Raw genomic sequence first — 25,875 nt, 5'->3', positions numbered from 1 at the left:
CCCTTGGCTTGCGGTCCATCAATCTGCAGTCATGAATAATCAGAAAAGAAAAAGGAGTCATTTCACATGAAGCGCAAATCCCTAGCCATGCTGTTCTCGGCCACCATTGGCTATGCCTCGCTCGCTGCCACCCCTGCTGTCGCGGAAGAGTTTGTCACCATAGGTACCGGTGGCCAGACCGGTGTGTACTACGTCGTCGGCCAATCCGTGTGTCGTCTGCTCAACCGTAACAGTGAGGAGCATGGCATTCGCTGCAACGCGCCTTCCAGCGGCGGTTCGGTAGCCAACGTGAACGCCATTCGTGGCGGCGAGATGGACATGGGCGTAGTGCAGTCCGATGTGCAGTACAAAGCCTATGAGGGCGTGCAGAACTTCCAGGCCGATGGCCCCTTCGAAGGTATGCGTGCACTCTTCGCCCTGCACGGCGAGCCGCTGACTATCGTTGCCCGTCGCGACGCTGACATCACCGGCGTCAAGGATCTGAAAGGCAAGCGCGTCAACATCGGTAACCCAGGCTCCGGCCAGCGCGACACCATGGACGTGGTGCTGGAGGCCCTTGGCTGGACCGTGAAGGACTTCTCCCTGGCATCCGAACTGGGCGCTGCCGAACAAGCGGCTGCTTTGGGTGACAACAACGTCGATGCCATGGTTTACGTGGCAGGCCACCCGAATGGCTCCATTCAGGAAGCCACCACTACCGTCGACTCAGTATTGGTATCGGTTGACGGGCCAGAGATCGACAAGCTGGTGGGTGACCGTTCCTACTACGCCAAGGCCGTTATCCCCGGTGGCCTGTATCGCGGCAACGACGAAGACGTAAACACCTTCGGCGTACGTGCGACCCTGGTTGCCTCTGATCAGGTCAGCGATGAAACCGTATACCAGACCGTCAAGGCGGTGTTCGAGAACTTTGATCGCTTCAAGCGCCTGCACCCCGCCTTCGCCACCCTGAAGGAAGAGCAGATGATCAAGGAAGGCCTGTCTGCACCGCTGCATGACGGCGCAGTACGTTACTACAAAGAGCGTGGCTGGATGTAAGCCACCCCTTGCGAGCCGCCCCACGGGGCGGCTCGCTTGTTTCAGTCTCGGCATTTTCGATGCCAAACGCGCCCAGGCGCACACTTTTCGTTTCGTTGGCCCCTTTGCCGGCGAATTATTGCAGTAACCGGTGCTCCACAAGAGCTTTCCGGTGTGCCGGGCAGTAACCCCAACCGGGTCTGCCACCTTCGTCACTAGTGACGCCAAAAGATAAAAGAACAGGAGTAGCGCGCAGCCATGAGCCAACCAAGCGACGCAACAGGCAATACCCCAACCGATCTGGAAGACCTGGTCGCCACCAGCGACACCGGCGCGCGAAAACCCACCGGACTGGCTCGCAAGCTCCTGCTCTCGATAGCCGCACTCTGGTCGCTGTTCCAACTCTGGATCGCGTCGCCGCTGCCTTTCATGCTTGGCTTTGGCGTATTCAACAGCACGGAATCACGCTCGATTCATCTCACCTTCGCGGTGTTTCTTGGCTTTATGGCTTACCCGGCGTTCAAGCGTTCCCCGCGTGACTACATCCCGGTGATCGATTGGGTGCTGGCGTTGGTGGCCGCCTTCTGCGCGTCCTACCTGTATTTCTTTTATGCCGAACTGGCCACCCGACCAGGTAAGCCCATTACCCAGGATGTGGTCATCGCGGTCATCGGCCTGCTGACGCTACTGGAAGCCACGCGACGCGCGCTTGGGCCGCCGTTGATGATAGTGGCGCTGATTTTCATCGTGTATTCGGTAGCCGGCCCCTACATGCCCGGCATTTTGGCCCACCGCGGCGTCAGCCTCGAGTCACTGGCCAATCACCAGTGGCTGACCACGCAGGGCGTGTTCGGTATTGCACTGGGCGTCTCCACCAGTTTCGTTTTCCTGTTTGTGCTGTTCGGCTCATTGCTCGACAAGGCCGGCGCCGGTAACTACTTCATCAAGGTGGCCTTCTCACTGCTTGGGCACTATCGTGGCGGCCCGGCCAAGGCGGCAGTCGTGGCCTCGGGCATGACCGGGCTGATTTCCGGCTCATCCATTGCCAATACCGTGACCACCGGTACCTTCACCATTCCGATGATGAAACGCGTCGGTTTCTCTTCCGAAAAGGCTGGCGCTGTTGAGGTGGCGTCCTCGGTCAATGGTCAGATCATGCCGCCAGTAATGGGCGCCGCAGCTTTTCTGATGGTCGAATACGTGGGCATCTCCTATGTGGAGGTAATCAAGCATGCCTTTCTGCCGGCGCTGATTTCCTACATCGCGCTGATCTACATCGTGCACCTTGAGGCGGTTAAGGCCGGTATGCAGGGGCTGCAAAGCAGCAACCCACCGAAACCGTTGCTGCGCAAGGTCATCGGTTTTCTGACCGGCCTCTTGCTGCTGATGGCCTTGTCGTTCGGCGTCTACTACGGCCTTGGCTGGCTCAAACCAGCACTCGGCGATGCTGCCAGTTGGGTGATCGCCGGCGGCCTCGCGGCGGTGTACGTAGGTCTGCTGAAAATCGGTTCACGCTACCCTGAGCTGGAACTGGATGATCCGGATTCGCCAGTCGTGCACCTGCCGCAGACCAAACCCACAGTGATGTCGGGCCTGCATTACATTCTGCCGGTCATCGTTCTGATCTGGTGTCTGATGGTAGAACGCCTCTCCCCCGGTCTGTCAGCCTTCTGGGCGACCGTGTTCATGATCGTGATCATTCTTACCCAGCGCCCGCTGATGGCACTGTTCCGCAAGCAGTCGAGCCTGCAGGCCGATCTGCTGCAGGGCGCTGACGATCTTTGGCAGGGCCTGGTGGCCGGCGCACGAAACATGATAGGTATTGGCATTGCCACGGCTACCGCCGGCATTATCGTGGGCGCGGTATCCCAGACTGGCGTGGGTCTGGTACTGGCCGATCTGGTCGAAATCTTGTCCATGGGCAACTTGCTGCTGATGCTGGCATTGACCGCCGTGCTCAGCCTGATTCTCGGCATGGGTCTGCCAACCACAGCCAATTACATCGTGGTGTCCGCGCTGTTGGCGCCCGTGATCGTTACCCTGGGTCAGGAAAGCGGCCTGCTGGTGCCGCTGATTGCCGTGCACCTGTTCGTCTTCTATTTCGGCATCATGGCCGACGTCACGCCACCGGTTGGCCTGGCCTCTTTTGCCGCAGCTGCGGTGTCGGGCGGCGACCCGATACGCACCGGCTTTCAGGCCTTCTACTACAGCCTGCGCACCGCCGCGCTGCCGTTCCTGTTCATCTTCAACACCGATTTGTTGTTGATCGATGTGAGCTGGGCACAGGGCATTTTGATCTTCATCGTCGCCACCATCGCCATGCTGATCTTTGCCGCCGGCACCCAGGGCTGGATGCTGGTCAAGAGCCGCTGGTATGAAAGCCTGCTGTTGCTGCTGGTGGCGTTCACCCTGTTCCGTCCCGGCTTCTGGATGGACATGCTGCACGACCCCTACCGCAGCATTCCGCCCGCGCAGCTGGAGCAGGCATTGGGCAACGTCGACAAGGGCAGCAACCTGCGTGTACAGGTCAATGGTGAAGACGATATCGGTCAGCCTCGCACCTTCTTCGTACTGGTACCGGTGCCCGAGGGCGATACCGCGCAGGAGCGCATGGACAACCTGGGGTTGATGTTGATGGAAGACGGCGATCGCACCATTGTCGACATGGTCACCTACGGCAGCGTAGCCGCCGACCTTGGCTTCCAGTTCGACCAGGAGATCGTCGAGATTCTTGCGCCGGTAGACCGCTGGGCCAAGGAATGGATGTGGCTGCCCGGTCTGGCAGTATTCCTGCTGGTTATCGGCCTGCAATGGCGCCGGCGTCCCGCTGACACCAGCAAAGCCACCGCCCCAACCGCGTGAGGTAACGGCCATGTACAACAAAATTCTGCTGCCGATCGATCTGAACCATAAACAGTCTTGGAGCAAGGCGCTGCCGACCGCGCTGAACTTCTGTCAGACCTACAATGCCTCGCTGCATGTGATTACCGTACTGCCGGATTTTGGCATGCCGCTGGTCGGGGGGTTCTTTCCCAAGGAATACGCCGACCAGGCCAAGAAGACCATGACCGACAACCTGCGCGCCTTCGTCAAGGAGCATGTACCCAAGGATGTGAAAGTGCAGCGCATCGTCGCTGACGGCAAGGCCTACGAGGCGATCTTGCGGGTCGCCAAGAAGATCGACGTCGACCTGATCATCATGGCCTCGCACAAACGCAAGCGGCTGGAAGACTACCTGCTGGGCACCAATGCCCTGCGCGTAGTGCAGCAGTCCAAACGCTCGGTGATGATAGTGCGCTGACTGACACAACCTTTGCTGGTATCGTGACACCATCGCCTCGCAACCGGGGCACAGACCACGACAACGGCGTCGTTCCCCTGGCTGGCAGCAAGCCGCATCTGTGGTTAAGATGCGCCGCTGCCGGCAGGTGTGCGGCGCTTTTTTCATGCAGCAGCAGGACTGACAAATGAAGCAGACAGACCAGCAACGCGACGACGTGCTCGCCTGGGTCAATGGCAGCGATGCACCGGAAAAACACACTCTGAATCTGGGCTTCATGCCACTGACCGACTCAGCCTCGCTGATCGTCGCCGCCACCCAGGGCTTTTCGCAGCCGTACGGGCTGACCCTCAACCTGCAACGTCAGCAGTCCTGGTCTGCACTGCGCGACCGTCTGCTTAACGGCGAGCTGGATGCAGCGCAAGGTCTTTATGGTCTGGCCTACGGTATTCAGCTCGGCCTTGGCAGTGCCGCCACGTCCATGGCGGTACTGATGGGCCTGAACCAGAACGGTCAGAGCATCAACCTGTCGCAGGCCATGCTGGAAACCGGTGTCGACAGCAGCCAGGCGCTGGTTGAACGCGCCCTGCTGGGCAATACCCGCCTTTGCCTGGCCCAAACCTTCCCTACCGGCACGCATGCCATGTGGCTGTATTACTGGCTGGCCGCCAACGGCATTCACCCGCTGCGCGACGTGGATACCCGCGTGGTCCCCCCTTCGCTGATGGTCGAGCATCTGCGCGCACGCCGCATTGATGGCTTCTGTGCGGGCGAGCCCTGGGGCGCCCACGCGATTGAAGACGGCATGGGTTACACCCTGGCCACCAGCCAGTCGGTCTGGCCGAACCACCCGGAAAAGGTGCTCTGCGCCACTCGACGCTTCGTCGAAGAGTGCCCCAACGCGGCGCGTGGGCTGATCATGTCGATTCTCGATGCCAGCCGCTTCATTGACGAGAACGACGATAACCGCCGCAGTACCGCACAGCTGATCAGTGGCGCTGACTATGTCAACGCGCCCCTGGAGTCACTGCAACCGCGCATGCTCGGCGAGTACGTCGATGGCCGCGGTAACGCCTGGCGCGACGAGCACCGGCTGCGCTTTTTCGGCGATGGCGAGGTAAACGTGCCCTACCTCTCTGACGGCACCTGGTTCATGACCCAGTTCCGCCGCTGGGGCCTGCTACGCGAAGAGCCCGACTATCAGGGCCTCGCCAGCCAGGTGCAGCAACTGCAGCTGTACCGTGAAGCCGCAAGCGCGCTGGGCATCAGCGTGCCCGAGAGCCCGCTACGCAGCAGCACCCTGATGGACGGCAAGGTTTGGGATGGCCGCGACCCCGCTGCCTACGCCGGCAGCTTTGAACTGCACGCCATGACCGATACCGCTGCCCTGCAGCAGGCCAACTGACATTTTGTCATCAAGGATTGTTTGATAAATCATGCTGCGCATTCTGCTGATAAACGACACCGTAAAAAAAGTCGGAAAGCTCAAGGGCGCCCTGCTGGAAGCAGGCTTTGAGGTTATAGACGAATCGGGCCTGACCATCGACCTGCCGGCACGGGTCCAAAGCGCCAAGCCGGACGTCATTCTGATCGACAGCGACTCCCCCGGACGCGACGTGATGGAGCAGGTCTGCCTGTTCAGCCGCGACTTGCCCCACCCCATTGCCCTGTTCACTGATGAGCAAGACCCGGCCGTGATGCGCAAGGCGATACAGTCCGGCGTCAGTGCCTACATTGTCGAAGGCGTAGAGAGCTCGCGCCTCAAGGCTATACTCGATGTCGCCATGGCACGCTTCGAGACCGACCAGCAGCTGCGCGCCGAACTGCAGGCCCGTGAACAACAGCTGAATGAGCGCAAGCGGGTAGAGAAGGCCAAGGGCCTGCTGATGAAAATGAAAAACTGTGATGAGGCCGAAGCCCATACGCTGATGCGTCGCCAAGCCATGAGCCGACAGCAAAAGCTGATTCAGGTGGCCGAGCAAATCATCGCCATGCACGAGATGCTCGGGGAATAAGCAGCGACTGATGGCACGCATCCTGCTTGGTCTATAGCAGGCAGCCAACGGCGGCTGCCTACACAGACAACGACGTCATCCTCGGCCCGGAGCTACTCTGGGGTTGGGGGTGACGTTTTTTTTTGCCCCGAAGTAGCGGGTAGTACATGCTGCAAAGCGCGCCTGATGGCGCTGAGAGGACTGCCATATGAACACGAGCTTCTGGAAAGCCGGCCACACACCGACCCTGTTTTCCGCCTTCCTGTACTTCGACCTGAGCTTCATGGTCTGGTACCTGCTCGGCCCGCTTGCGGTGCAAATTGCCACCGATTTGAGCCTCAGCGCACAAGAACGGGGCATTATGGTCGCCACACCGATTCTCGCCGGCGCGCTGTTGCGGCTGGCAATGGGCTTTATGGCCGATCGCCTGTCCCCGAAAACTGCCGGCATCATCGGCCAAGTAGTGGTCATCTGTACCCTGCTGCTGGCCTGGCAACTGGGCGTCAATACCTACGAGCACACCCTGCTGCTCGGCCTCGGCCTGGGCTTCGCCGGTGCCTCCTTCGCGGTAGCACTGCCACTGGCCTCACAGTGGTATCCACCGGAGCATCAGGGCAAAGCCATGGGCATCGCTGGTGCCGGTAACTCGGGCACCGTGATGGCCGCGATCTTCGCGCCCGGCCTGGCCTACCTGTTCGGCTGGCAGAACGTATTCGGTCTGGCGCTGATTCCGCTGGGCATCACCCTGATCCTGTTTATCACCCTGGCCAAGAACTCACCAAACCGCCCTGCACCCAAGGCGCTGAAGGACTACGCCATGGCACTGAAGGACGTCGACAGCTGGTGGTTCATGTTCTTCTATAGCGTCACCTTTGGCGGGTTTATCGGCCTGGCCAGCGCCCTGCCCGGCTACTTCAGCGATCAGTACGGCCTGAACCCGGTTACCGCGGGCTACTACACCGCGGCCTGCGTCATGGCCGGCAGCCTGATGCGCCCCCTCGGTGGCGCGCTGGCGGATCGGATTGGCGGCATTCGCTCGCTGCTGTTCATGTACGGCATTGCCGCGCTTTGCATCGCCATTGTCGGCTTCAACCTGTCCAGCTCCTACGCCGCGCTGACCTTCTTCGTGACCGCCATGCTGGGCCTCGGCGCAGGCAACGGCGCTGTGTTCCAGTTGGTGCCACAGCGCTTTTTCCGCGAAATCGGTGTGATGACCGGGTTAATCGGTATGGCCGGCGGCGTGGGCGGTTTTATTTTGGCAGCCGGTCTGGGCGCCATTAAACAGCACACCGGCGACTATCAACTCGGCCTGTGGCTGTTCGCCAGCCTGGGTATTCTGGCCTGGTTTGGCCTGTTCAATGTCAAGCGTCGCTGGCGCACTACCTGGGGCGCTTCGTCCATGACCGCTGCGCGGGTCTGATAGATGACGACGCTGCAGCTGAGTATCAGCGAAGCCAGTGACAAGGGCCCGCGCGCGCAAAATCAGGATGCCGTGCGGGTTGTCACGCCGGCGCCCCGACTGGCCACCAGCAAGGGCCACCTGCTGGCCGTGGCCGATGGCGTCAGCCAGTGTCAGGATGGCGGACTGGCCGCCAACGCCACCCTGCAGGCATTGGCACTGGACTACTACTCCACGCCAGAAACCTGGGCCATTCCACACGCGCTGGACAAGCTGCTGACCGCCCACAATCGCTGGCTGCGCGCCAATGGCGGTGGCCAGCCACTACTTACAACGCTGACCGCGCTAGTGCTGCGCGGCTGTCGCTACACTTTGGCGCACATCGGCGATTGCCGCGCCTACCTGCTACGCAGCGGCAAACTGCGCCACCTGACCACCGAGCACGTGTGGGAGCAGCCGGGCATGGAGCACGTACTCAAGCGTGCCCTGGGCCTGGATGAACACCTGCTGATGGATTACAGCGAGGGTGAGCTGCGCGCCGACGACCAACTACTGATCGTCAGCGATGGCATCTGGGCAGTGCTGAAAGACAACGAGATTCTGCAGTGCCTGCAGGAGCAGCCCTTCGACCAGGCCTGCGCGCAGCTGCTGCAACGGGCCTATCGTGCCGGCAGCCAGGACAACGCCAGCGCCCTGCTGGTGCGGGTCGATGCGCTACCCGAGGCGTCGCTGGGCGATGCGCTGGCTCCGCTGGATGAACGCGCACTGCCCCCCTTGCTCAAGACCGGACAGGACTTTGAAGGCTGGGAGGTAGTGAACGTGCGCGCAGAGTCGCGCCAATCGGTGCTTTACCGGGTACGAGATCAACTAAACCAGACCTGGCTGCTGAAAACCCTGCCCGCCGCGCTGCACAACGACGAGCAGGCGCGCCAGGCGCTGGTGCTGGAGGAATGGTTTATGCGCCGCGTGGCCAGTGCCTTTACCCCCGAGCTGCACCCGCTGCCACAACGTCGCCACCTGTATTACGTGATGCGCGAATACGCTGGCGTGACACTTGAGGAGCAACGTCGGCAGCACGGTCTGCTGAGCATTCCCGCGTGGCGTGAACTGGCGGCGCAGTTGATCAAGGCGGTTGGCAAACTGCATCAGCGCAACCTCATTCATCGCGACATCAAGCCGGAAAATCTGCACCAGGGTGACGACGGCCAGCTACGCCTGCTCGATTTCGGCCTGACCTACTGCCCAGGCCTGACCCAAGCGCAGGACGGCAAGGCACCGGGCACCCCGAGCTATATGGCGCCCGAGGTGCTGAACGGCGCCGAACCGCACGCCCAGCAAGACATCTACAGCACCGGCGTTACCCTTTACTTCCTGCTGACCGGCCACTACCCCTATGGGGAAGTCGAAGCCTTCCAGCGGCCGCGTTTCGGCAAGCCGGTGCCCCCTAGCCGCTACCGTCCCGACGTGCCGCCCTGGCTCGACGACCTGTTGCTGCGCGCCGTCGCGCTTGAGCCCAAGGAGCGTTTTGAAACCGCCGAGCAATGGTTACTGGAATCGACCCAGGGCGAGAGCCGACCGTTACACACCAGCCATCAGCCGCTGCTGCAGCGCGATCCACTGCGCTTCTGGCGTTACTTCGCCATGGCATCACTGGCGCTGAACCTGCTGCTGGCGATCCTGCTGCTGAATCAATAACCGCCCCAAGCCGGTGCGAAGCGCTGCATGACAGTGCAGAAAACCGCGACCGCAGGCCTCTGCTGCTTGCGCCAGGCGCCTGAATAGCGGGGTTGAACGGAGTGGCACGGAACCTGCTTTAAACACTGCATCGTTAATCAACGAATACAATGCGGGGCTGTCAACGGCGATGACCCTGCCTTCCTGATCGAACAGGACCTGGACAAAGGCGTCCCTACTGCGTGAGCAGGGGGACGCCTTTTTTTGTTTTGGCTTCAGGCGGAGCGCGCACAATGCAAAAGCTCAAACTCGTATTGATCGGTAACGGCATGGCCGGGGTACGCACCCTGGAAGAACTGCTCAAACTGACCCCGGACCTATACGACATCACGGTGTTCGGTGCCGAGCCGCACCCGAACTACAATCGCATCATGCTTTCACCGGTACTGGCCGGCGAGCAGACCTTTGAAGAAATCGTGCTCAATGACCTGAACTGGTACCACGACAACGGCATCACCCTGCACCTGGGCAAGCGCGTCAGCCAGATCGATCGCCGTGCCCGCAAGGTCATCGCCGAAGACGGCACCGAGGCCAGCTATGATCGCCTGCTGCTGGCCACCGGCTCTACCCCCTTCATGCTGCCAGTACCCGGCAACGACCTGGACGGCGTGATCGGCTACCGCGACATTGCCGACACCCAACTGATGATGGACACCGCCACCACACACAAGCATGCAGTGGTGATTGGCGGTGGCCTGCTCGGCCTGGAAGCGGCCAATGGTCTGAAGTTGCGCGGGATGGACGTGACCGTAGTGCACATCGGCGAGTGGCTGCTTGATCGCCAGCTCGACCCCACGGCGGGCAAATTGCTGCAAAGCTCACTGGAAGAGCGCGGTCTGAAGTTTCTGTTGCCGCAGTTTACCGACTCCCTGATCGACAACGGCGAGGGCCGGGTCTGCGCGGTCAAGTTCACCAACGGCAGCGTCATCCCAGCTGACCTGGTAGTGATGGCCGCCGGCATCCGCCCCAATATCGAACTCGCGGAAAACGCCGGCCTCGCTTGCAACCGCGGCATCCTGGTCAACGATACCCTGCAAACCTTTGATCCGCGCGTGTACGCCATCGGCGAATGCGCCAGCCACCGCGGCATTGCCTACGGTCTGGTCGCGCCCCTGTTCGAGCAGGCCAAGGTCTGCGCCAACCACTTGGCGATGCTCGGTTATGGCCGTTACCAAGGCTCGGTGACCTCGACCAAACTCAAGGTGACCGGCATCGACCTGTTTTCCGCCGGTGAATTCATGGGCGCTGACGGCAGCGAGACCATCACCCTGTCCGACCCCATTGGCGGCGTGTACAAGAAGCTGGTGGTCAAGGACGACAAGTTGGTCGGTGCCTGCCTGTACGGCGATACCAGCGACGGCGCCTGGTACTTCCGCATGGTCAAGGAGAACCGCAACATCAGCGAGATTCGCGACCAGATGATGTTTGGCGAGGCCTGTGTAGGGGCTGCCAACACCACTCAAAACGGCGCTGAGCTGACGGAGGCGAACGCATGAGCTGGGTCGATATCTGCGCACTTGAAGATATTCCGCAGATGGGCGCCCATGTGGTGATGGCGCCAAATGGCGACATCGCCATTTTCCGCACCCGAGCTGACCAGGTCTTCGCCCTGGATGATCGCTGCCCCCACACCGGCGCACCACTTTCCAAGGGCGTGGTTATCGGCAATGTCGTCACCTGCCCTGAGCACAATTGGCAAATCCAGCTCGACAGCGGCGAAGCCACTGCGCCTCAGTTAGATTGCTGCCAGCGCTACCCGGCCCGCATCGAAGCCGGCCGAGTACAAATTGCCGTCGAAAAATCCAAGGACAGCGTCCAATGAGTACCCAATCCACAGCCTCTACCTGCTGTTACTGCGGCGTCGGTTGCGGCGTACTGATCGAGCATAACGGCGAGCGCGTGCTGGATGTAGCAGGCGACCCGGCGCACCCGGCCAACCTCGGTCGCCTGTGCAGCAAGGGCGCGACTCTGCACAAGACCGGCGACCTCGCCGCCAGGGCCTTGTACCCCGAATTGCGCCTGGGCAAAGGCCTGAGCCGCAGCCGCACCGACTGGGACAGCGCGATGGGCCATGCCGCCGAGGTATTTGGCCGCACCATCGCCGAACACGGCCCCGACAGTGTCGCCTTCTACATCTCCGGTCAATTGCTGACCGAGGATTACTACTGTTTCAACAAGCTGGCGCGCGCTCTGGTCGGCACCAACAACATCGACAGCAACTCGCGCCTGTGCATGTCCAGCGCTGTGGTAGGTTACAAACGCAGCCTGGGGGCCGACGCGCCGCCCTGCTCCTACGAAGACATCGAGCAGAGCGACTGCCTGTTGATTGCTGGCAGTAACATGGCTTTCGCCCACCCGGTGCTGTTCCGCCGGCTGGAAGCAGCCAAGGCGGCCGATCCAAGCAAACGCGTCATCGTCATAGACCCGCGCCGCACCGACACCTGCGAGATCGCCGACCTGCACCTCGCAATCGAACCCGGCACCGACGTTGCCCTGTTCCACGGCATCCTGCATCTGCTGCTCTGGGAGGGCTGGATTGATCGCGATTTTATCGAGGCTCACACCGACGGCTTTGATCAGCTGAAAACCCTGGTGCGTGACTACAGCCCGGCCATCACTGCGCAGCTGTGCGGCATCAGCGAAGACGACCTGCACAGTGCCGCGCGCATGATCGGCACCGCGCCCAGCTTCCTGTCGCTCTGGTGCATGGGACTGAATCAGTCCAGTGCCGGCAGCGCCAAGAATAACGCACTGATCAACCTGCATCTGGCCACCGGCCAGATTGGCAAAGTCGGCAGCGGCCCCTTCTCGCTCACCGGCCAGCCCAACGCCATGGGCGGCCGCGAAACCGGCAGCCTATCCAACCTGTTGCCAGGGCACCGTGAGGCCGGTAACGCCGAGCACCGTGCCGAGGTAGCAGAGTACTGGGGCGTGGACGCCCTGCCCGCCAACGTCGGACTGTCTGCCATTGAGCTGTTTGAAGGCGTACGCAGCGGCCGTATCAAGGCGCTGTGGATCGCCTGCACCAACCCCGCACAGTCGATGCCGAATCAGACGTTGATCCACGAAGCATTAGCCACCTGTCCCTTCGTAATAGTGCAGGAAGCCTTCTTCACCACCGAAACCTGCCGTTACGCCGACCTGCTGCTGCCCGCGGCCAGCTGGGGCGAGAAGGAAGGCACCGTAACCAACTCCGAGCGCCGCATCAGCCACGTGCGCTCTGCGGTAGCGGCGCCCGGCGACGCCCGGCCGGACTGGGCGATCGTCTGCGACTTCGCCCGTCGGTTGGAAAAACAGCTGCGCCCCGGCCAGCCCAGCCTGTTCAACTTCAGCAGCCCCGCGCAGGTCTTTGACGAGTACAAAGCGCTGACTGCCGGGCGCGATCTGGACTACAGCGGCCTCAGCCATGCACTGATCGACACCCTGGGCCCGCAGCAATGGCCGTTCAATGCAGCCACCGGGCAAGGCACCCCACGCCTGTACAGCGATGGTATTTTCGCCACAGACAATGGCCATGCGCGTTTTGTTGCCGAGCCCTACCGCGCGCCGCAGGAAACCCGCGATGCGCAGTTCCCGCTGATCCTCAACACCGGCCGCCTGCGCGACCAGTGGCACGGCATGAGCCGCACCGGCACCGCGGCGCAATTGTTTGGTCACGTGGAGCAAGCCCTACTAAGCCTGCATCCTGACGAGTTGCGCCGCCGCAACCTCAACGAGGGCGACCTGGTGCGCGTCAGCAGTCGCCGTGGCGAGCTGATTTTGCCGGTGGAAAGCGATGCGCAGATCCGTCCCGGCCAAGCCTTTCTACCCATGCACTGGGGTGACCGCTTTCTCAAGGGTCTCGGCAGTAACGTGCTGACGCAACCGGCCTTTGATCCGCTGTCAAAACAGCCCGAGCTGAAACAGAGCAGCATCAACATCGCCCCCGCCGAGCTGCCCTGGGAGCTGTTTATTCTGGCCGAGGGTCAGGTGCAGGAGCGTTTTGAAGCCATTCGCCCCCTTTGCGAAAACCTCGACTACCTCGGCATGGGCCTGATCGGCCGTGACCGTCCTGCACTGCTGATCCGCGCCGCTGCCACAACCCCGCCGGATGCCGCCTTGCTGGCACAGATAGACGCTCTGATCGGCCTGGATAGCGGCCCGGTACTGCGCTACGACGACGCGGGCCGCGCCATTGGCAAACGGGTAAAAATCGAAGACGGCCGCATTACTGCCATTCGTTTGACCGGCGAAACCGCCGCGCGCAACTGGTTGCGCAGCGCCTGGCAAAGCGGCGAGACCGATGCAGAGCTGCGCCGCTGGTTCCTCGCGCCGGTTAGCGCACCACCCGGCGGTGCCAGCAATCAGCAGGACAAAACCCTGTGCAACTGCATGAACGTCAGCCAAAGCCAGATCTGCGCCGGCATTGAACGCGGTCTGAACCTGGATGGCCTGAAACAGGAACTCGGTTGCGGCACCCAATGCGGCTCCTGCGTCCCTGAAATCAAACGATTGATCAGCAGCCTGGCGGTACCGGCATGACCACCATCAAATCCAAGGAGTACACGCGCATGAACCCGACTGTATGGCTGGTAGGTGCAGGCCCCGGTGACCCGGAGCTGCTGACGCTGAAGGCGGCGCGAGTGCTGAGCCAGGCCGAAATTGTCATGGTCGATGACCTGGTCAACCCCGAGATCCTCGAGCACTGCCCGCAGGCGCGCCTCATTCGCGTGGGAAAACGCGGCGGCTGCCGCTCTACCCCGCAGGCATTCATCAACCGCCTGATGCTGCGCTATGGCCGCCAGGGCAAACGCCTGGTGCGCCTCAAGGGCGGCGATCCGTGCATCTTTGGCCGCGCCGGTGAAGAAGCCCAATGGCTGCGCGAACGCGGTGTGGAATCAGAAATCATCAACGGCATTACCGCCGGCCTGGCCGGCGCGACCCAGTGCGGCATCCCGCTAACCCTGCGCGGCGTCAGCCGCGGCGTCACCCTGGTCACCGCCCACACTCAGGATGACAGCGAGCTGAACTGGCAGGGCCTGGCCCAGGGCGGCACCACCCTGGTGGTCTACATGGGCGTCGCCCGCCTGCAGCAAATTCAGCAAGGCCTGCTCAACGGCGGCATGCCCGCCAGCACACCCATCGCCATGATCGAACAGGCCAGTTCACCGCAACAACGCCAGCACACCTGCCGTCTGGATGAGCTGTGCGAACAGGCCGCTGCCTTCAAGCTGCAAAGCCCGGCGGTATTGGTGATTGGTGAGGTGGTGGCCGCAGTTGCGGTCACCAAATTCTCTGCAATTAGCAATTTAGAAAACCAACCCGAGCACCTTTCTGATGTAAGCAACAGCTATGCTTAAGCCTGTGAAAAGAAGCTCATTTACAACAAAAAAACCCATATCCGAGGATATGGGTTATGAGAAATGCATCTCAAACGGTAGCTCAAGACTTAGGCAAAGTTCGTCATTGCCAACTCGCTGCTATAACAATATCTAATTGCTCTCGTTGGACTGGAGTTAAACTAGACTCTCCACCAGCTGGGACACCAAACGAAGCCATTGCGCTCACTAGGCTATCAACCTGGTTCGCATGTAATGCCCTACCATCTGCAAGCTGAAACTGCTCCACCGACTTAGGAGTACTTCCATACCACTCTTTGATCACCAAACCATCATTACTTCCGAGCAAATCCACATGTAAATCGCTACCCTCACGCTCAAACCACACAATGTCGGCACTCACCCCCTCACCAAAGCGAAGTACATCCGTATGGTTATACCTACGCCCCTCAGCTTCAACAATAGTATCGGTGCCGTCGCCTAGATCGAATAAGTAGGTATCACTCAGAAGGCTACCGTGCAAAGTGTCATCGCCCTTGCCGCCGGCCAGGATGTTTTTGTCCGAGTTGGCATTCGCAGCCACCCTCAAAATATCATCACCGTCACCACCGTACAGGTGGTTGCTTCCATTACCGCCGTCTAGGACATCGTTGCCAGCACCCGCATAAATGGCGTCATTCCCATTGTGGCCGAACAGTATGTCACCAGCGTCCGTGCCATGCTGCGCCAGCCTACCTGCTACAAACTCAGTCCATGTGAAGCTAGGACCACCTTCAAACTCAATAGCCTCGATTCGCGTGTGAGTTTGTAGTACTGCGGAGGCCGTCTCACTACTAAATGCACCTTGCAGCGTCATACTGTCCGTACCGTTGACATGGGAAAAGATCAAGTCAGCACCAGATCGACGCAGCTGAATGTCATCCGGATTGATGCCAACACCAAATCGAAGTACATCCGTATGGTTATACCTACGCCCCTCAGCTTCAACAATAGTATCGGTGCCGTCGCCTAGATCGAATAAGTAGGTATCACTCAGAAGGCTACCGTGCAAAGTGTCATCGCCCTTGCCGCCGGCCAGGATGTTTTTGTCCGAGTTGGCATTCGCAGCCACCCTCAAAATATCATCACCGTCACCACCGTACAGGTGGTTGCTTCCATTACCGCCGTCTAGGACATCGTTGCCAGCACCCGCATAAATGGCGTCATTCCCATTGTGGCCGAACAGTATGTCACCAGCGTCCGTGCCATGCTGCGCCAGCCTACCTGCTACAAACTCAGTCCATGTGAAGCTAGGACCACCTTCAAACTCAATAGCCTCGATTCGCGTGTGAGTTTGTAGTACTGCGGAGGCCGTCTCACTACTAAATGCACCTTGCAGCGTCATACTGTCCGTACCGTTGACATGGGAAAAGATCAAGTCAGCACCAGATCGACGCAGCTGAATGTCATCCGGATTGATGCCAACACCAAATCGAAGTACATCCGTATGGTTATACCTACGCCCCTCAGCTTCAACAATAGTATCGGTGCCGTCGCCTAGATCGAATAAGTAGGTATCACTCAGAAGGCTACCGTGCAAAGTGTCATCGCCCTTGCCGCCGGCCAGGATGTTTTTGTCCGAGTTGGCATTCGCAGCCACCCTCAAAATATCATCACCGTCACCACCGTACAGGTGGTTGCTTCCATTACCGCCGTCTAGGACATCGTTGCCAGCACCCGCATAAATGGCGTCATTCCCATTGTGGCCGAACAGTATGTCACCAGCGTCCGTGCCATGCTGCGCCAGCCTACCTGCTACAAACTCAGTCCATGTGAAGCTAGGACCACCTTCAAACTCAATAGCCTCGATTCGCGTGTGAGTTTGTAGTACTGCGGAGGCCGTCTCACTACTAAATGCACCTTGCAGCGTCATACTGTCCGTACCGTTGACATGGGAAAAGATCAAGTCAGCACCAGATCGACGCAGCTGAATGTCATCCGGATTGATGCCAACACCAAATCGAAGTACATCCGTATGGTTGTAACTAGTACCCTTCACTTCAACAATAGTATCGGTGCCGTCGCCTAGATCGAATAAGTAGGTATCACTCAGAAGGCTACCGTGCAAAGTGTCATCGCCCTTGCCGCCGGCCAGGATGTTTTTGTCCGAGTTGGCATTCGCAGCCACCCTCAAAATATCATCACCGTCACCACCGTACAGGTGGTTGCTTCCATTACCGCCGTCTAGGACATCGTTGCCAGCACCCGCATAAATGGCGTCATTCCCATTGTGGCCGAACAGTATGTCACCAGCGTCCGTGCCATGCTGCGCCAGCCTACCTGCTACAAACTCAGTCCATGTGAAGCTAGGACCACCTTCAAACTCAATAGCCTCGATTCGCGTGTGAGTTTGTAGTACTGCGGAGGCCGTCTCACTACTAAATGCACCTTGCAGCGTCATACTGTCCGTACCGTTGACATGGGAAAAGATCAAGTCAGCACCAGATCGACGCAGCTGAATGTCATCCGGATTGATGCCAACACCAAATCGAAGTACATCCGTATGGTTGTAACTAGTACCCTTCACTTCAACAATAGTATCGGTGCCGTCGCCTAGATCGAATAAGTAGGTATCACTCAGAAGGCTACCGTGCAAAGTGTCATCGCCCTTGCCGCCGGCCAGGATGTTTTTGTCCGAGTTGGCATTCGCAGCCACCCTCAAAATATCATCACCGTCACCACCGTACAGGTGGTTGCTTCCATTACCGCCGTCTAGGACATCGTTGCCAGCGTCGCCATAAATAGCATCATCTCCTGCTCCGCCTGAGACTGAGTCGGCGCCACCACCTGCATAGATTACTTCGTTATCCGACCCACCTATTATCTCATCATCGTAAACGCTACCAGCGACTACTATCTTTCCTATCAGCGACTGATACTCAGTCAGCGCATCCTCTGGCAGTAATTGTATAAAACCTAATAATCGTTCATGAACGACAGCCTGGTTAGCGCTACCCAAGAAAAACTGATTTTTATCTAGGTCAACCAAGTCGTAAAAGGCATTTTCAACATTTATGCTAGCGACTTCCTCCAGTCGCTCCCAGACCGCATCATATTCAAATTCCACGGGCTGTTGGCCAGCACGAATCTCTACAATATCTACGTATGACTGAAGCCGCGTTTGCATCAATAAGCCGTTATACACTGAGTTAATCAGCGAGCTGTAAGCAGATCTAATTTCCCGCTCTTGATTGGGCCCAAAATTAAAGCTGCGCTCCGTTACATAAAACGGACCGGTATCCGTCACCCGAGCCCCGGAGAAAGACCTTCCTTGATTGCCAGCCCTATAAGCGCCACCCACCTCACCTGAGTCATTCTCTTCAGTCGATGCCGGTGTAAAGTCAAAAAAATACTCACCGTTGAAAACTTCCAGAGCCTTCACCATATCAAGAAGTTCTTTCTTCTTGAGGCCCTCTGCATAAGAAACTCCGGCACCCGCCACGCCAGAGCTAGCGCCGCCACCGCCACCTCCTCCAGCCCCGGCAGCATCGACCTCTATCTCCCAAGAATAACGAAACTCAACGCGGTAATCTTTTCCAATACCCAAGTCGCTCACACGTTCATCAAAGGTTCTAAATTCGGCGGATTCAGCCCAAGCGGATACCAGCTTATCTAAAAGAGATTTTTGCTCAGAGGCGCTACTGACCGACGAGTAATTCAACAAAATATCAGCCAAATTTGAATCAACCGCGGCAGCTTGCTTCAAGTCCCGCACGGCACCTGAACCGGTCATATCAGGTAGATACATAAGTTCGAGAGGGATATCGACCTCATCACCAAACTCTCTGTAAAAATTATTATTTTCAAAGTAAACATCTGCTAAGCGGCCTGGTCCACTGCCAACCCCCGACTCCCAATCAAACCCTCCATCCCCATCAATATAATTCCCGTTTCCCAAAGAACGACGAGTTCCAGTTGAACCTGTGGATATACTCTTCACCCCAAGTTCATCCAGTGTAAAAAGTTCACCACTATCGCTAACGCCATCGGAATTTAAATCCCTCCATACACGCAAATCAACCCAGGCTGCATCGCCTGAATCAAGAATACCATCAGAGTTGCTATCGATACCTTGCATAGCCGCAAAGCCGTTTTCGGCCTTAGCCCCACCATTTAAAATAGTATGTTCACCAAACAACTCCTTTCCACTGTCTATAACACCATTCCCATTAACATCTAACGCCAGAAGACCATCATCTGACTCAACCCATCCAGTTCCGTGCTTATGCCCATCCCCATCATGATCAAATAGGACGCTGCCGTTTGCGCCAATTGTTTCTATACCATCCCCATCAAGATCCAGAACAATAGGACTTGTTGCACTCATCGCGTAATCAAACGACTTATTAACATCCGGATCTATTTTTGAATTTCTATACTTCATCCAGTCTAAACGTGAGCCAGCACCAAACTCCCCGTTAAGTACATCATCAATATAATCATCGGTACTCGAAAGCATTTCTCCTAACGCAGAGTTCTCCACACCGGAAGCAGCGATTTCTGCTATTTCAGACAACTCCAAGCCCAATATTATCGGTTCCTCGCCAAACTTACCTACAGACCATCCTTCTCCAGGCTTCCAGACCATCTCAACGCCGGCTTTGACCCCAAGAATTGCATTACCAACTTTCAGCAGCGTTTTGTGCATCCTGACTTCTGATACAGAGAGCGTACCATCTGAATTTATTTGCGCTACAACTTTAACCTCCCCGCCACCAACCTTCGCAGTAAGCGTCACTCTACCAGAGTTGCTAACTTCAACAGAGGAACTTCCACTGGAGTGCCCCACAGTCGCTTCGCCGCGCGTTATCTTAAGCCGATTGCCCGAATTATCAGTAAAGTCCACAGACCCATCGGGACGAATATGAGCTTGATACCCTTTGGTATCGGTAACAACAATACCGCTAGCATCAGCAGAAACACCATTCCTATACTGCCCTGTATACATGTCTATCTCCCTATTAAAATCAACCAATCAACATAAAACCCACGATCACCTTTCTGTTAAACTCTCATGTGTGTATACCTTCAACGGGCTCAGGAAGTAATCAACCACCTTGCGTTTATCAGTTTTAACTTCGGCCTGCACACTCATACCCGGAGAAATGTAGGCACGCCTATTGCCCACAAACAAGCCCGCATCAGCAATTGATATTTTTGCACTATATACAAGCCCAAACTTATCATCTTCAATCGCATCATCAGATATACTTGCCACCACCCCGTCAATGACTCCGTACTTTGTAAAACTAAAAGCATCAACTTTAATCTCGACACTTTGACCAGCGCGTACAAAGCCAATATCTTTGTTCTGAACCATCACTTCTACCTCAACAGGCTGATTACTTGGCACAATTACCATCAGTGGCTGCGCCTCTGTCACTACCCCGCCTGCAGTGTGAATAGCTAACTGTTGAACAGTCCCGGATACGGGCGCTTTGAGTAACATCAGCCTGTTACGCTGTTCTGCCTTATTTAACTCTTGTTCTAACCCGGCAGCGCGCTGTTCCGATGCGTTTAAAAGGTCCAGCATGGCACGACTAGTTTGGTCCAGAACGCTTTGGCGTCGGCTCTGCGCCTGCTGCTTGGCGGCTTGCAGCTCCAGTACGTGAGCTTTTTGCAATGCCAACTCGCGTTCTTGCTGCAAACGAAGCTGCTCGCGCTCCAGATAGGCGTGCTTGGCGATATACCCCTTTTCTAAAAGTCGCTTGTAATCTGCTGAAAGCTCGCGAGTGATAGGAATGGACTCTTCCAGGCGAATAATACCTTCGCGCGCAGCGGCCATTTCAGCATTCCGCTGGGCTATTTCAGCATCGCTCTGCGCAAGCGAACTTTGTAATTCCGCATATTGCCCTTGCAACCATGCCTCAGCCGCAACCTGTTGCTGATAGCTAAGATTGGTCAGGCGGCTTGATAACGCGGCCGGAGCACGCTCTGCATTCATCGCCTCCAGGAGCGCAGCTGCCCTTGCGCTGTCAACCTGGGCCGCCACGAGATCGGACTGAAGACGTTGAACGTCTGCGCCAGTAATCTGCGCATCCAGCTCTACCAGCAAGTCGCCTACTTCAACTTTCTGGCCGTCTTGAACGTGAATTGCTTTTACTACAGCGACTTCACTGGATTGGACAATTTTGCTTTTACCACTGGGCACTACCTTTCCCGTTGCGGTGGCGACTACATCAATTTCGCCTAAACATGCCCATATCAGCGCCAGCACCGCGAAAGCAATGATCAGCCACTGGACAACGCGGGGGGCTGGATGAACAGGCGCATCGCGTAGTGCCAAGGCTGCTGGTAAAAAAGTGACCTCGTGCCCTAATCGCTTGGGAGCATCCATACTTTTTCGCTGCTGCCAGGCACCGCGCCACACCTTCCGATAACGACTGAGCAGTTCTCTTCCTGCACTCATAGGTTACCCCCCTGCAAGCGGTGCAGACGGGAATAATGCCCCGCTTGATAGCCAAGCAAGTCAGCATGGGAGCCTTCCTCTACTATCTGGCCACGATCCATAACTACTATGCGGTTGGCATCACGTACTGCAGAAAGCCTGTGCGCAATTATGATGACAGTGCGATCACGGCAGATGGCTCGCATGTTCTGCTGCACTATGCGTTCTGATTCGTAATCCAACGCGCTAGTGGCTTCGTCGAAGATCAGAATGCGCGGGTTACCCATCAAGGCTCGAGCAATAGCAATGCGCTGTCGCTGACCGCCAGAAAGCGAAGCGCCATGCTCGCCAACGACAGTGTCATAAGCCTCGGGCAACTCCAGAATAAACTCATGCGCCCCTGCCAACTTGGCCGCCTGCATTACTTGCTCTATCGGTGCGCCAGGATCGGAGAGGGCAATGTTTTCCCTTATGCTGCGAGCGAATAACATGTTGTCTTGCAGTACCACGCCTACCTGCCGACGCAAAGAAGACACGTCAGCCAACGCGAGGTCCATCCCATCTACCAGCACGCGACCGCGTTCAGGTGTGTACAAACGCTGAAGTAGCTTGGTTAACGTGCTTTTACCGGACCCGGAACGCCCCACGATGCCGATGATCTCACCTGGCTGAATAGTTAAGCTGATGCCCCGGAGTACTTCAGAGCCATCTGGGCGGTACCGAAAGTGGATTTGATCAAACTCGATGGCGCCTTTAACAGGAGGCAAGCTGCTGCGACCAGCTTGAGAAACCTCGGTTTGGGCATTCAGAATATCGCCCAAGCGCTGAACCGAAACGCCTGTTTGCTGAAAGTTGCTCCAGAGCTGCGCCAATCGCATAATTGGCTGCGAAACTCTGCCCGCCAGCATATTGAAAGCAATAAGCTGGCCAACCGTGAGATCACCGTCGATCACCAGCCGAGCACCAAGCCACAGGGTGCATACCGTAACCAACTTGCCGACGAACCCAACGCTTTCATTGGCGAGCATAGAGAGTGTTTGGGTCTTGAAACTCGCAGCGACGTAACCGGCGAGCTGATTATCCCACTTGCGATTTATTTGAGGCTCAACCGCCATGGACTTCAATGTATCAATGCCGTTTACGGTTTCGACCAGGAAGGCTTGATTTTCAGCCCCCCGGGTGAAGCTCTCGTTCAGCCGAGCCCGCAGGACAGGAGTAATAAGCAAAGAAATCAAAAAATAAAGCGGTAGCGAAAGAACAACCACTAGTGTTAACCAGCCGCTGTAGAAGAACATGACGGCGATGAACACAACGGAGAAAAGAACGTCAAGGATCAGGGTTACCGCGTTCCCCGTCAGGAAGCTACGGATATTCTCCAACTCTCTTACCCGCGCAACCGAATCCCCCACCCTGCGTGCTTGAAAGTAAGCCAAGGGCAAAGTAACGAGATGCTTGAATAACTTGGAGCCAAGCTCGACATCAATTCTGCTGGCTGTATGAGAGAAAACATAGCCCCTCAAACCTGAAAGAACCGTTTCAAAGATCATGATGCCGAGAAGGCCAATCGCAATCACATCCAGCGTAGACAGACCACGATGTACCAACACCTTGTCCATCACGACTTGGAAGAACAGCGGCGTCAACAACGCAAAAATCTGCAGCACAAAAGAAACCAGCAATACTTCACCTAGTAGTTTTCGATACTTGACTATCGCAGGGATAAACCAGGTGAAATCGAATCTAGAAATGTCGCCGGCTACCGATGCTTCAGAGCGGAGCAAAATGAGCTCGCCGGTCCAGCGAGCCTCAAACTCTTCAACGCTCAGAATTTCTGGGCGTTGGGAGTGAGGATCATGAATCAGCACCTGATTCGCTGCGTTATCCACTCGAGCCATAATAAAAAACTGGCCGTCTGAGGATAGCGCCATCGCTGGAAGTGGTAGCTGTGACAGTCGTGAAGGGTTGCTGCGGATAGATTTGGCTTTAAGCCCGAGTTTTTTGGCTGCCAGCAATATTTCAGATCGACCGAACGGTTCGCCATCAGTAGCGAACTCGTGCTGGAGCTGTGCAGCAGAAGCAGCGACATTGTGGAAGCGCGCCAGCATAACTAGGCACGATAGTCCGCTGTCTGCACGAGCTGCTAGCTCGGGCCCCTTATCCACATTGGCCATTACTTCGTCCTTGAATGCGACTTCGAAAGAGAGTTCTCTAGCTTCCAGGCTAGAGGTGGCCAATTGATATTCGAGGCAGCCTAGCAGGTCAAATAAGTATCAAGAGAAACGTGACACAGATCGCAAGTTACGCACAGAAAATGAACGAACGGTCACGACACAGTGGCAGCGCGCTAATAGGTGAAGATGGAAGCCCCCAAAAAGCGAGGAGCTTCTCAACTCAGATAGATCAACTTTTAGGCTTCATCGCCTCCAGCATCCGCCCCATGGCTGCGTGGATAGCGTTGACGGCTTTCAGCGGGCGCACCATGACCTTGAAGTCGATGATCTGGCCGGCGTCATTCCACTGGATCATGTCGACACCGTTGATGGTAATGCCGTCGATCTCGGTCTGAAATTCCAGTACCGCGTTGTTGCCATCGATCACTTCACGCAGGTACTTGAAATGGCCAGGGGCGTTCAGCGTTTGCATGGCGGCGGCCAGGTAGAGTTTGGTGATGTGCTTGCCGGCTTGCGGGGTGTGTACCACCGGCGAATGGAACACCACATCGTCGGCCAGCAGCTTATCTAGCCCGTTGGCATCGAGATTTTCCACGATGTGGTGCCATTGTTCGATTACGCTGCTCATACTGTGCTCCTGTCGTGCCTTGTTGTTTTTGAGATTGACTCATTCTTGAGCCAATCTAGCGGCACGGCAAGGGAGATTCAGCGGCTGAATCAGGCGTCACGCGGATCAGTCTGTTCGCCCTGTTGCTCCCCCCGTTGCTGATCAGCCCACAGGCGGGCATAAGCCCCCTTATGAGCCAGCAGCTCGGCGTGGGTACCCTGTTCCACTACCCTACCGTGATCCAGTACCAGAATGCGCTCGGCGTGTACGATGGTCGAGAGCCGATGGGCGATCGCCAAGGTGGTGCGTTTGCTGGCAACCAGATTCAGGGCATCGAGGATGCGCCGTTCGGCGTGGCTGTCGAGCGACGAGGTGGCTTCGTCCAGAATCAAGATCGGTGGGTCCTTGAGTAGCACTCGGGCGATGGCGATACGCTGTTTCTCGCCACCGGAGAGTTTCAGGCCGCGCTCGCCGACCGGCGTCTCCAGCTGTTGTGGCAGCTCGCGCACAAAGTCTTCCAGCTGCGCCAGCCGCAGTACCCGCCAGATGTCTTCTTCACTCGCGCCCGGCGCGCCATAGGCCACGTTGTAGCCGATACTGGCGTTGAACAGTACGGTGTCCTGCGGCACTACGCCGATGGCCTGGCGCAGGCTGTTCTGAGTCACGGTGCGGACATCCTGGCCATCGATCTCGATGCTGCCAGCCGCTACGTCATAAAAGCGGAACAGCAAGCGCGCCAAGGTCGACTTGCCGGCGCCGCTTGGCCCCACAATAGCCAGCGTATGCCCAGCCGGGATGTGAAAGCTGACGTCGTCCAGGATGGGCCGCGCCGGGTCGTACGCATGGGCGACCTGCTTGAACCTTACCTCGCCTCCGCGCAGTTGCAAGGGCACTGCATCCGTTGCATCCACGACCTTGGCCGGGGCGTCCAGCAGGCCGAACAGGCGCTCGATATTGGTCAGGGCTTCGCGGATCTCGCGATAAATGAACCCGAGGAAATTCAGCGGTACAAACAGCTGAATCATGTAGGCGTTGATCATCACCAGCTCGCCTACCGTCATGCTGCCGGCACTGACCTCGCCGGCTGCCATGAACATCAGCAGCATTACCGCTGCTGCGATAATCAGCGCCTGACCGGAGTTGAGCGCCACCAGCGACAGGCGGTTCTTCATGCGCGCTGCTTCCCAGCGCTGCAGGTTCTGATCGTACTGCTGCGCCTCGAAGGTTTCGTTGCCGAAGTACTTGACCGTCTCGAAGTTGAGCAGGCTGTCGATGGCGCGGGTATTGGAGAGGTTGTCGAGCTGGTTGCTCTCACGCACGAAGCGGTTGCGCCACTCGGTGCACCAGATGGAGAAACCGCAATACAACACCACGGCGCCCAGCACCGCCAGCGCGTACCAGACACTGAAATTGATCAGCAAGATAACCGTGATCAGGCCAATCTCGATCAGCGTGGGCAAAATATTGAAGACCATAAAGCGCAGCAGAAAACTGATGCCCGTGGTACCGCGCTCAATGTCTCGCGCCAGGCCGCCGGTACGCCGCGACAGGTGAAAGCTCAGATCAAGCCGGTGCAGATGCTCGAACACCCGCAGCGAGATACGCCGCATGGCACGTTCGGCCACGCGAGCAAATACCGCGTCGCGCAGTTCACCAAAGAAGACGGAGGAAAATCGAACCAGACCATAGGCTGCCAGCAGCGCCACGGGGACCAGCACCAGGGCATCGGCCGCGGAGTCGAAGTGATCCACGATCAGTTTCAACAGCCAGGGAACGGTGACACCGGCGAGCTTGGCGACCAGCATGCAGAGCATGGCCAGCAGCACACGTCCGCGAAACTCTTTCAGATAAGGCAGCAGGCTGAGGATGATGCGCCAGTTGGTCGGGCCGGAAGCGTATTGGTTATCGGAACGGGGGCGCATGATGAC

At 57.7% G+C, this 25,875-nt stretch carries 15 protein-coding genes and 1 pseudogene; 11 read left to right on the top strand and 5 right to left on the bottom strand.

Annotated features, from left to right (window positions below; all coding sequences use genetic code 11):
- The first annotated feature begins 66 nt into the window (after positions 1–66).
- The 11 genes and pseudogenes from BLU26_RS01345 (at position 67) to cobA (ending at position 14,763) form a co-directional block, all read left to right on the top strand.
- Positions 67–1,038 carry a TAXI family TRAP transporter solute-binding subunit gene (locus BLU26_RS01345; RefSeq protein ID WP_092283160.1) on the top strand — a complete coding sequence of 324 codons (972 nt, stop codon included), beginning with the start codon at positions 67–69 and terminating at the stop codon, positions 1,036–1,038.
- Between the two features lie 237 nt (positions 1,039–1,275).
- Positions 1,276–3,879, top strand: coding sequence for a TRAP transporter permease (locus BLU26_RS01340; protein ID WP_092283159.1), 2,604 nt, complete (start codon positions 1,276–1,278; stop codon positions 3,877–3,879).
- Positions 3,880–3,889: 10 nt separating this feature from the next.
- A complete protein-coding gene (locus BLU26_RS01335) occupies positions 3,890–4,318 on the top strand; it encodes a universal stress protein (RefSeq protein ID WP_092283158.1) in 429 nt (142 codons plus the stop codon).
- 166 nt (positions 4,319–4,484) lie between these two features.
- The gene (locus BLU26_RS01330; protein ID WP_092283157.1) at positions 4,485–5,702 is read left to right on the top strand and encodes a CmpA/NrtA family ABC transporter substrate-binding protein; all 1,218 of its coding nucleotides are present in this window, start codon (positions 4,485–4,487) and stop codon (positions 5,700–5,702) included.
- A gap of 31 nt (positions 5,703–5,733) precedes the next feature.
- Positions 5,734–6,312, top strand: a complete 579-nt coding sequence (locus BLU26_RS01325; RefSeq protein ID WP_092283156.1) for an ANTAR domain-containing response regulator — start codon at positions 5,734–5,736, stop codon at positions 6,310–6,312.
- Between the two features lie 187 nt (positions 6,313–6,499).
- Positions 6,500–7,711 (top strand): nitrate/nitrite transporter, encoded by a 1,212-nt coding sequence (locus BLU26_RS01320; RefSeq protein ID WP_092283155.1) that lies wholly within the window; start codon positions 6,500–6,502, stop codon positions 7,709–7,711.
- Between the two features lie 3 nt (positions 7,712–7,714).
- Positions 7,715–9,385, top strand: coding sequence for a bifunctional protein-serine/threonine kinase/phosphatase (locus tag BLU26_RS01315; RefSeq protein WP_092283154.1), 1,671 nt, complete (start codon positions 7,715–7,717; stop codon positions 9,383–9,385).
- A gap of 272 nt (positions 9,386–9,657) precedes the next feature.
- Positions 9,658–10,896 (top strand): annotated as a pseudogene (locus BLU26_RS01310) (NAD(P)/FAD-dependent oxidoreductase); the annotation flags it as partial.
- A gap of 20 nt (positions 10,897–10,916) precedes the next feature.
- Positions 10,917–11,246 carry a nitrite reductase small subunit NirD gene (gene nirD / locus BLU26_RS01305; protein WP_092283152.1) on the top strand — a complete coding sequence of 110 codons (330 nt, stop codon included), beginning with the start codon at positions 10,917–10,919 and terminating at the stop codon, positions 11,244–11,246.
- Positions 11,243–13,945, top strand: coding sequence for a nitrate reductase (locus tag BLU26_RS01300; protein WP_092283151.1), 2,703 nt, complete (start codon positions 11,243–11,245; stop codon positions 13,943–13,945). Before nirD ends, BLU26_RS01300 begins: the two co-directional genes overlap by 4 nt.
- Before the next feature lie 29 nt (positions 13,946–13,974).
- Complete coding sequence (gene cobA / locus BLU26_RS01295) at positions 13,975–14,763, top strand: uroporphyrinogen-III C-methyltransferase (protein ID WP_092288307.1); 789 nt, start codon at positions 13,975–13,977, stop codon at positions 14,761–14,763.
- Positions 14,764–14,866: 103 nt separating this feature from the next.
- Here cobA and BLU26_RS01290 read toward each other — a convergent pair whose 3' ends face one another.
- The 5 genes from BLU26_RS01290 to BLU26_RS01270 form a co-directional block, all read right to left on the bottom strand.
- A complete protein-coding gene (locus BLU26_RS01290; protein ID WP_157719268.1) occupies positions 14,867–19,756 on the bottom strand; it encodes a calcium-binding protein in 4,890 nt (1,629 codons plus the stop codon).
- A gap of 18 nt (positions 19,757–19,774) precedes the next feature.
- Positions 19,775–21,190, bottom strand: a complete 1,416-nt coding sequence (locus tag BLU26_RS01285; RefSeq protein WP_092283149.1) for an HlyD family type I secretion periplasmic adaptor subunit — start codon at positions 21,188–21,190, stop codon at positions 19,775–19,777.
- On the bottom strand, positions 21,187–23,340 hold the full coding sequence (locus BLU26_RS01280; RefSeq protein WP_092283148.1) for a type I secretion system permease/ATPase: 2,154 nt from the start codon (positions 23,338–23,340) through the stop codon (positions 21,187–21,189). The genes BLU26_RS01285 and BLU26_RS01280 overlap by 4 nt, the downstream gene beginning before the upstream one ends.
- 229 nt (positions 23,341–23,569) lie before the next feature.
- Complete coding sequence (locus BLU26_RS01275) at positions 23,570–23,968, bottom strand: nuclear transport factor 2 family protein (protein WP_092283147.1); 399 nt, start codon at positions 23,966–23,968, stop codon at positions 23,570–23,572.
- Positions 23,969–24,057: 89 nt separating this feature from the next.
- A complete protein-coding gene (locus BLU26_RS01270; RefSeq protein WP_092283146.1) occupies positions 24,058–25,869 on the bottom strand; it encodes an ABCB family ABC transporter ATP-binding protein/permease in 1,812 nt (603 codons plus the stop codon).
- Between the last annotated feature and the right edge of the window lie 6 nt (positions 25,870–25,875).

The organism is Halopseudomonas sabulinigri (assembly GCF_900105255.1).
Lineage (GTDB): Bacteria > Pseudomonadota > Gammaproteobacteria > Pseudomonadales > Pseudomonadaceae > Halopseudomonas > Halopseudomonas sabulinigri.
The sequence above is the reverse complement of the archived record's forward strand: the minus strand, read 5'-3'. Positions and strand labels throughout refer to the sequence as shown.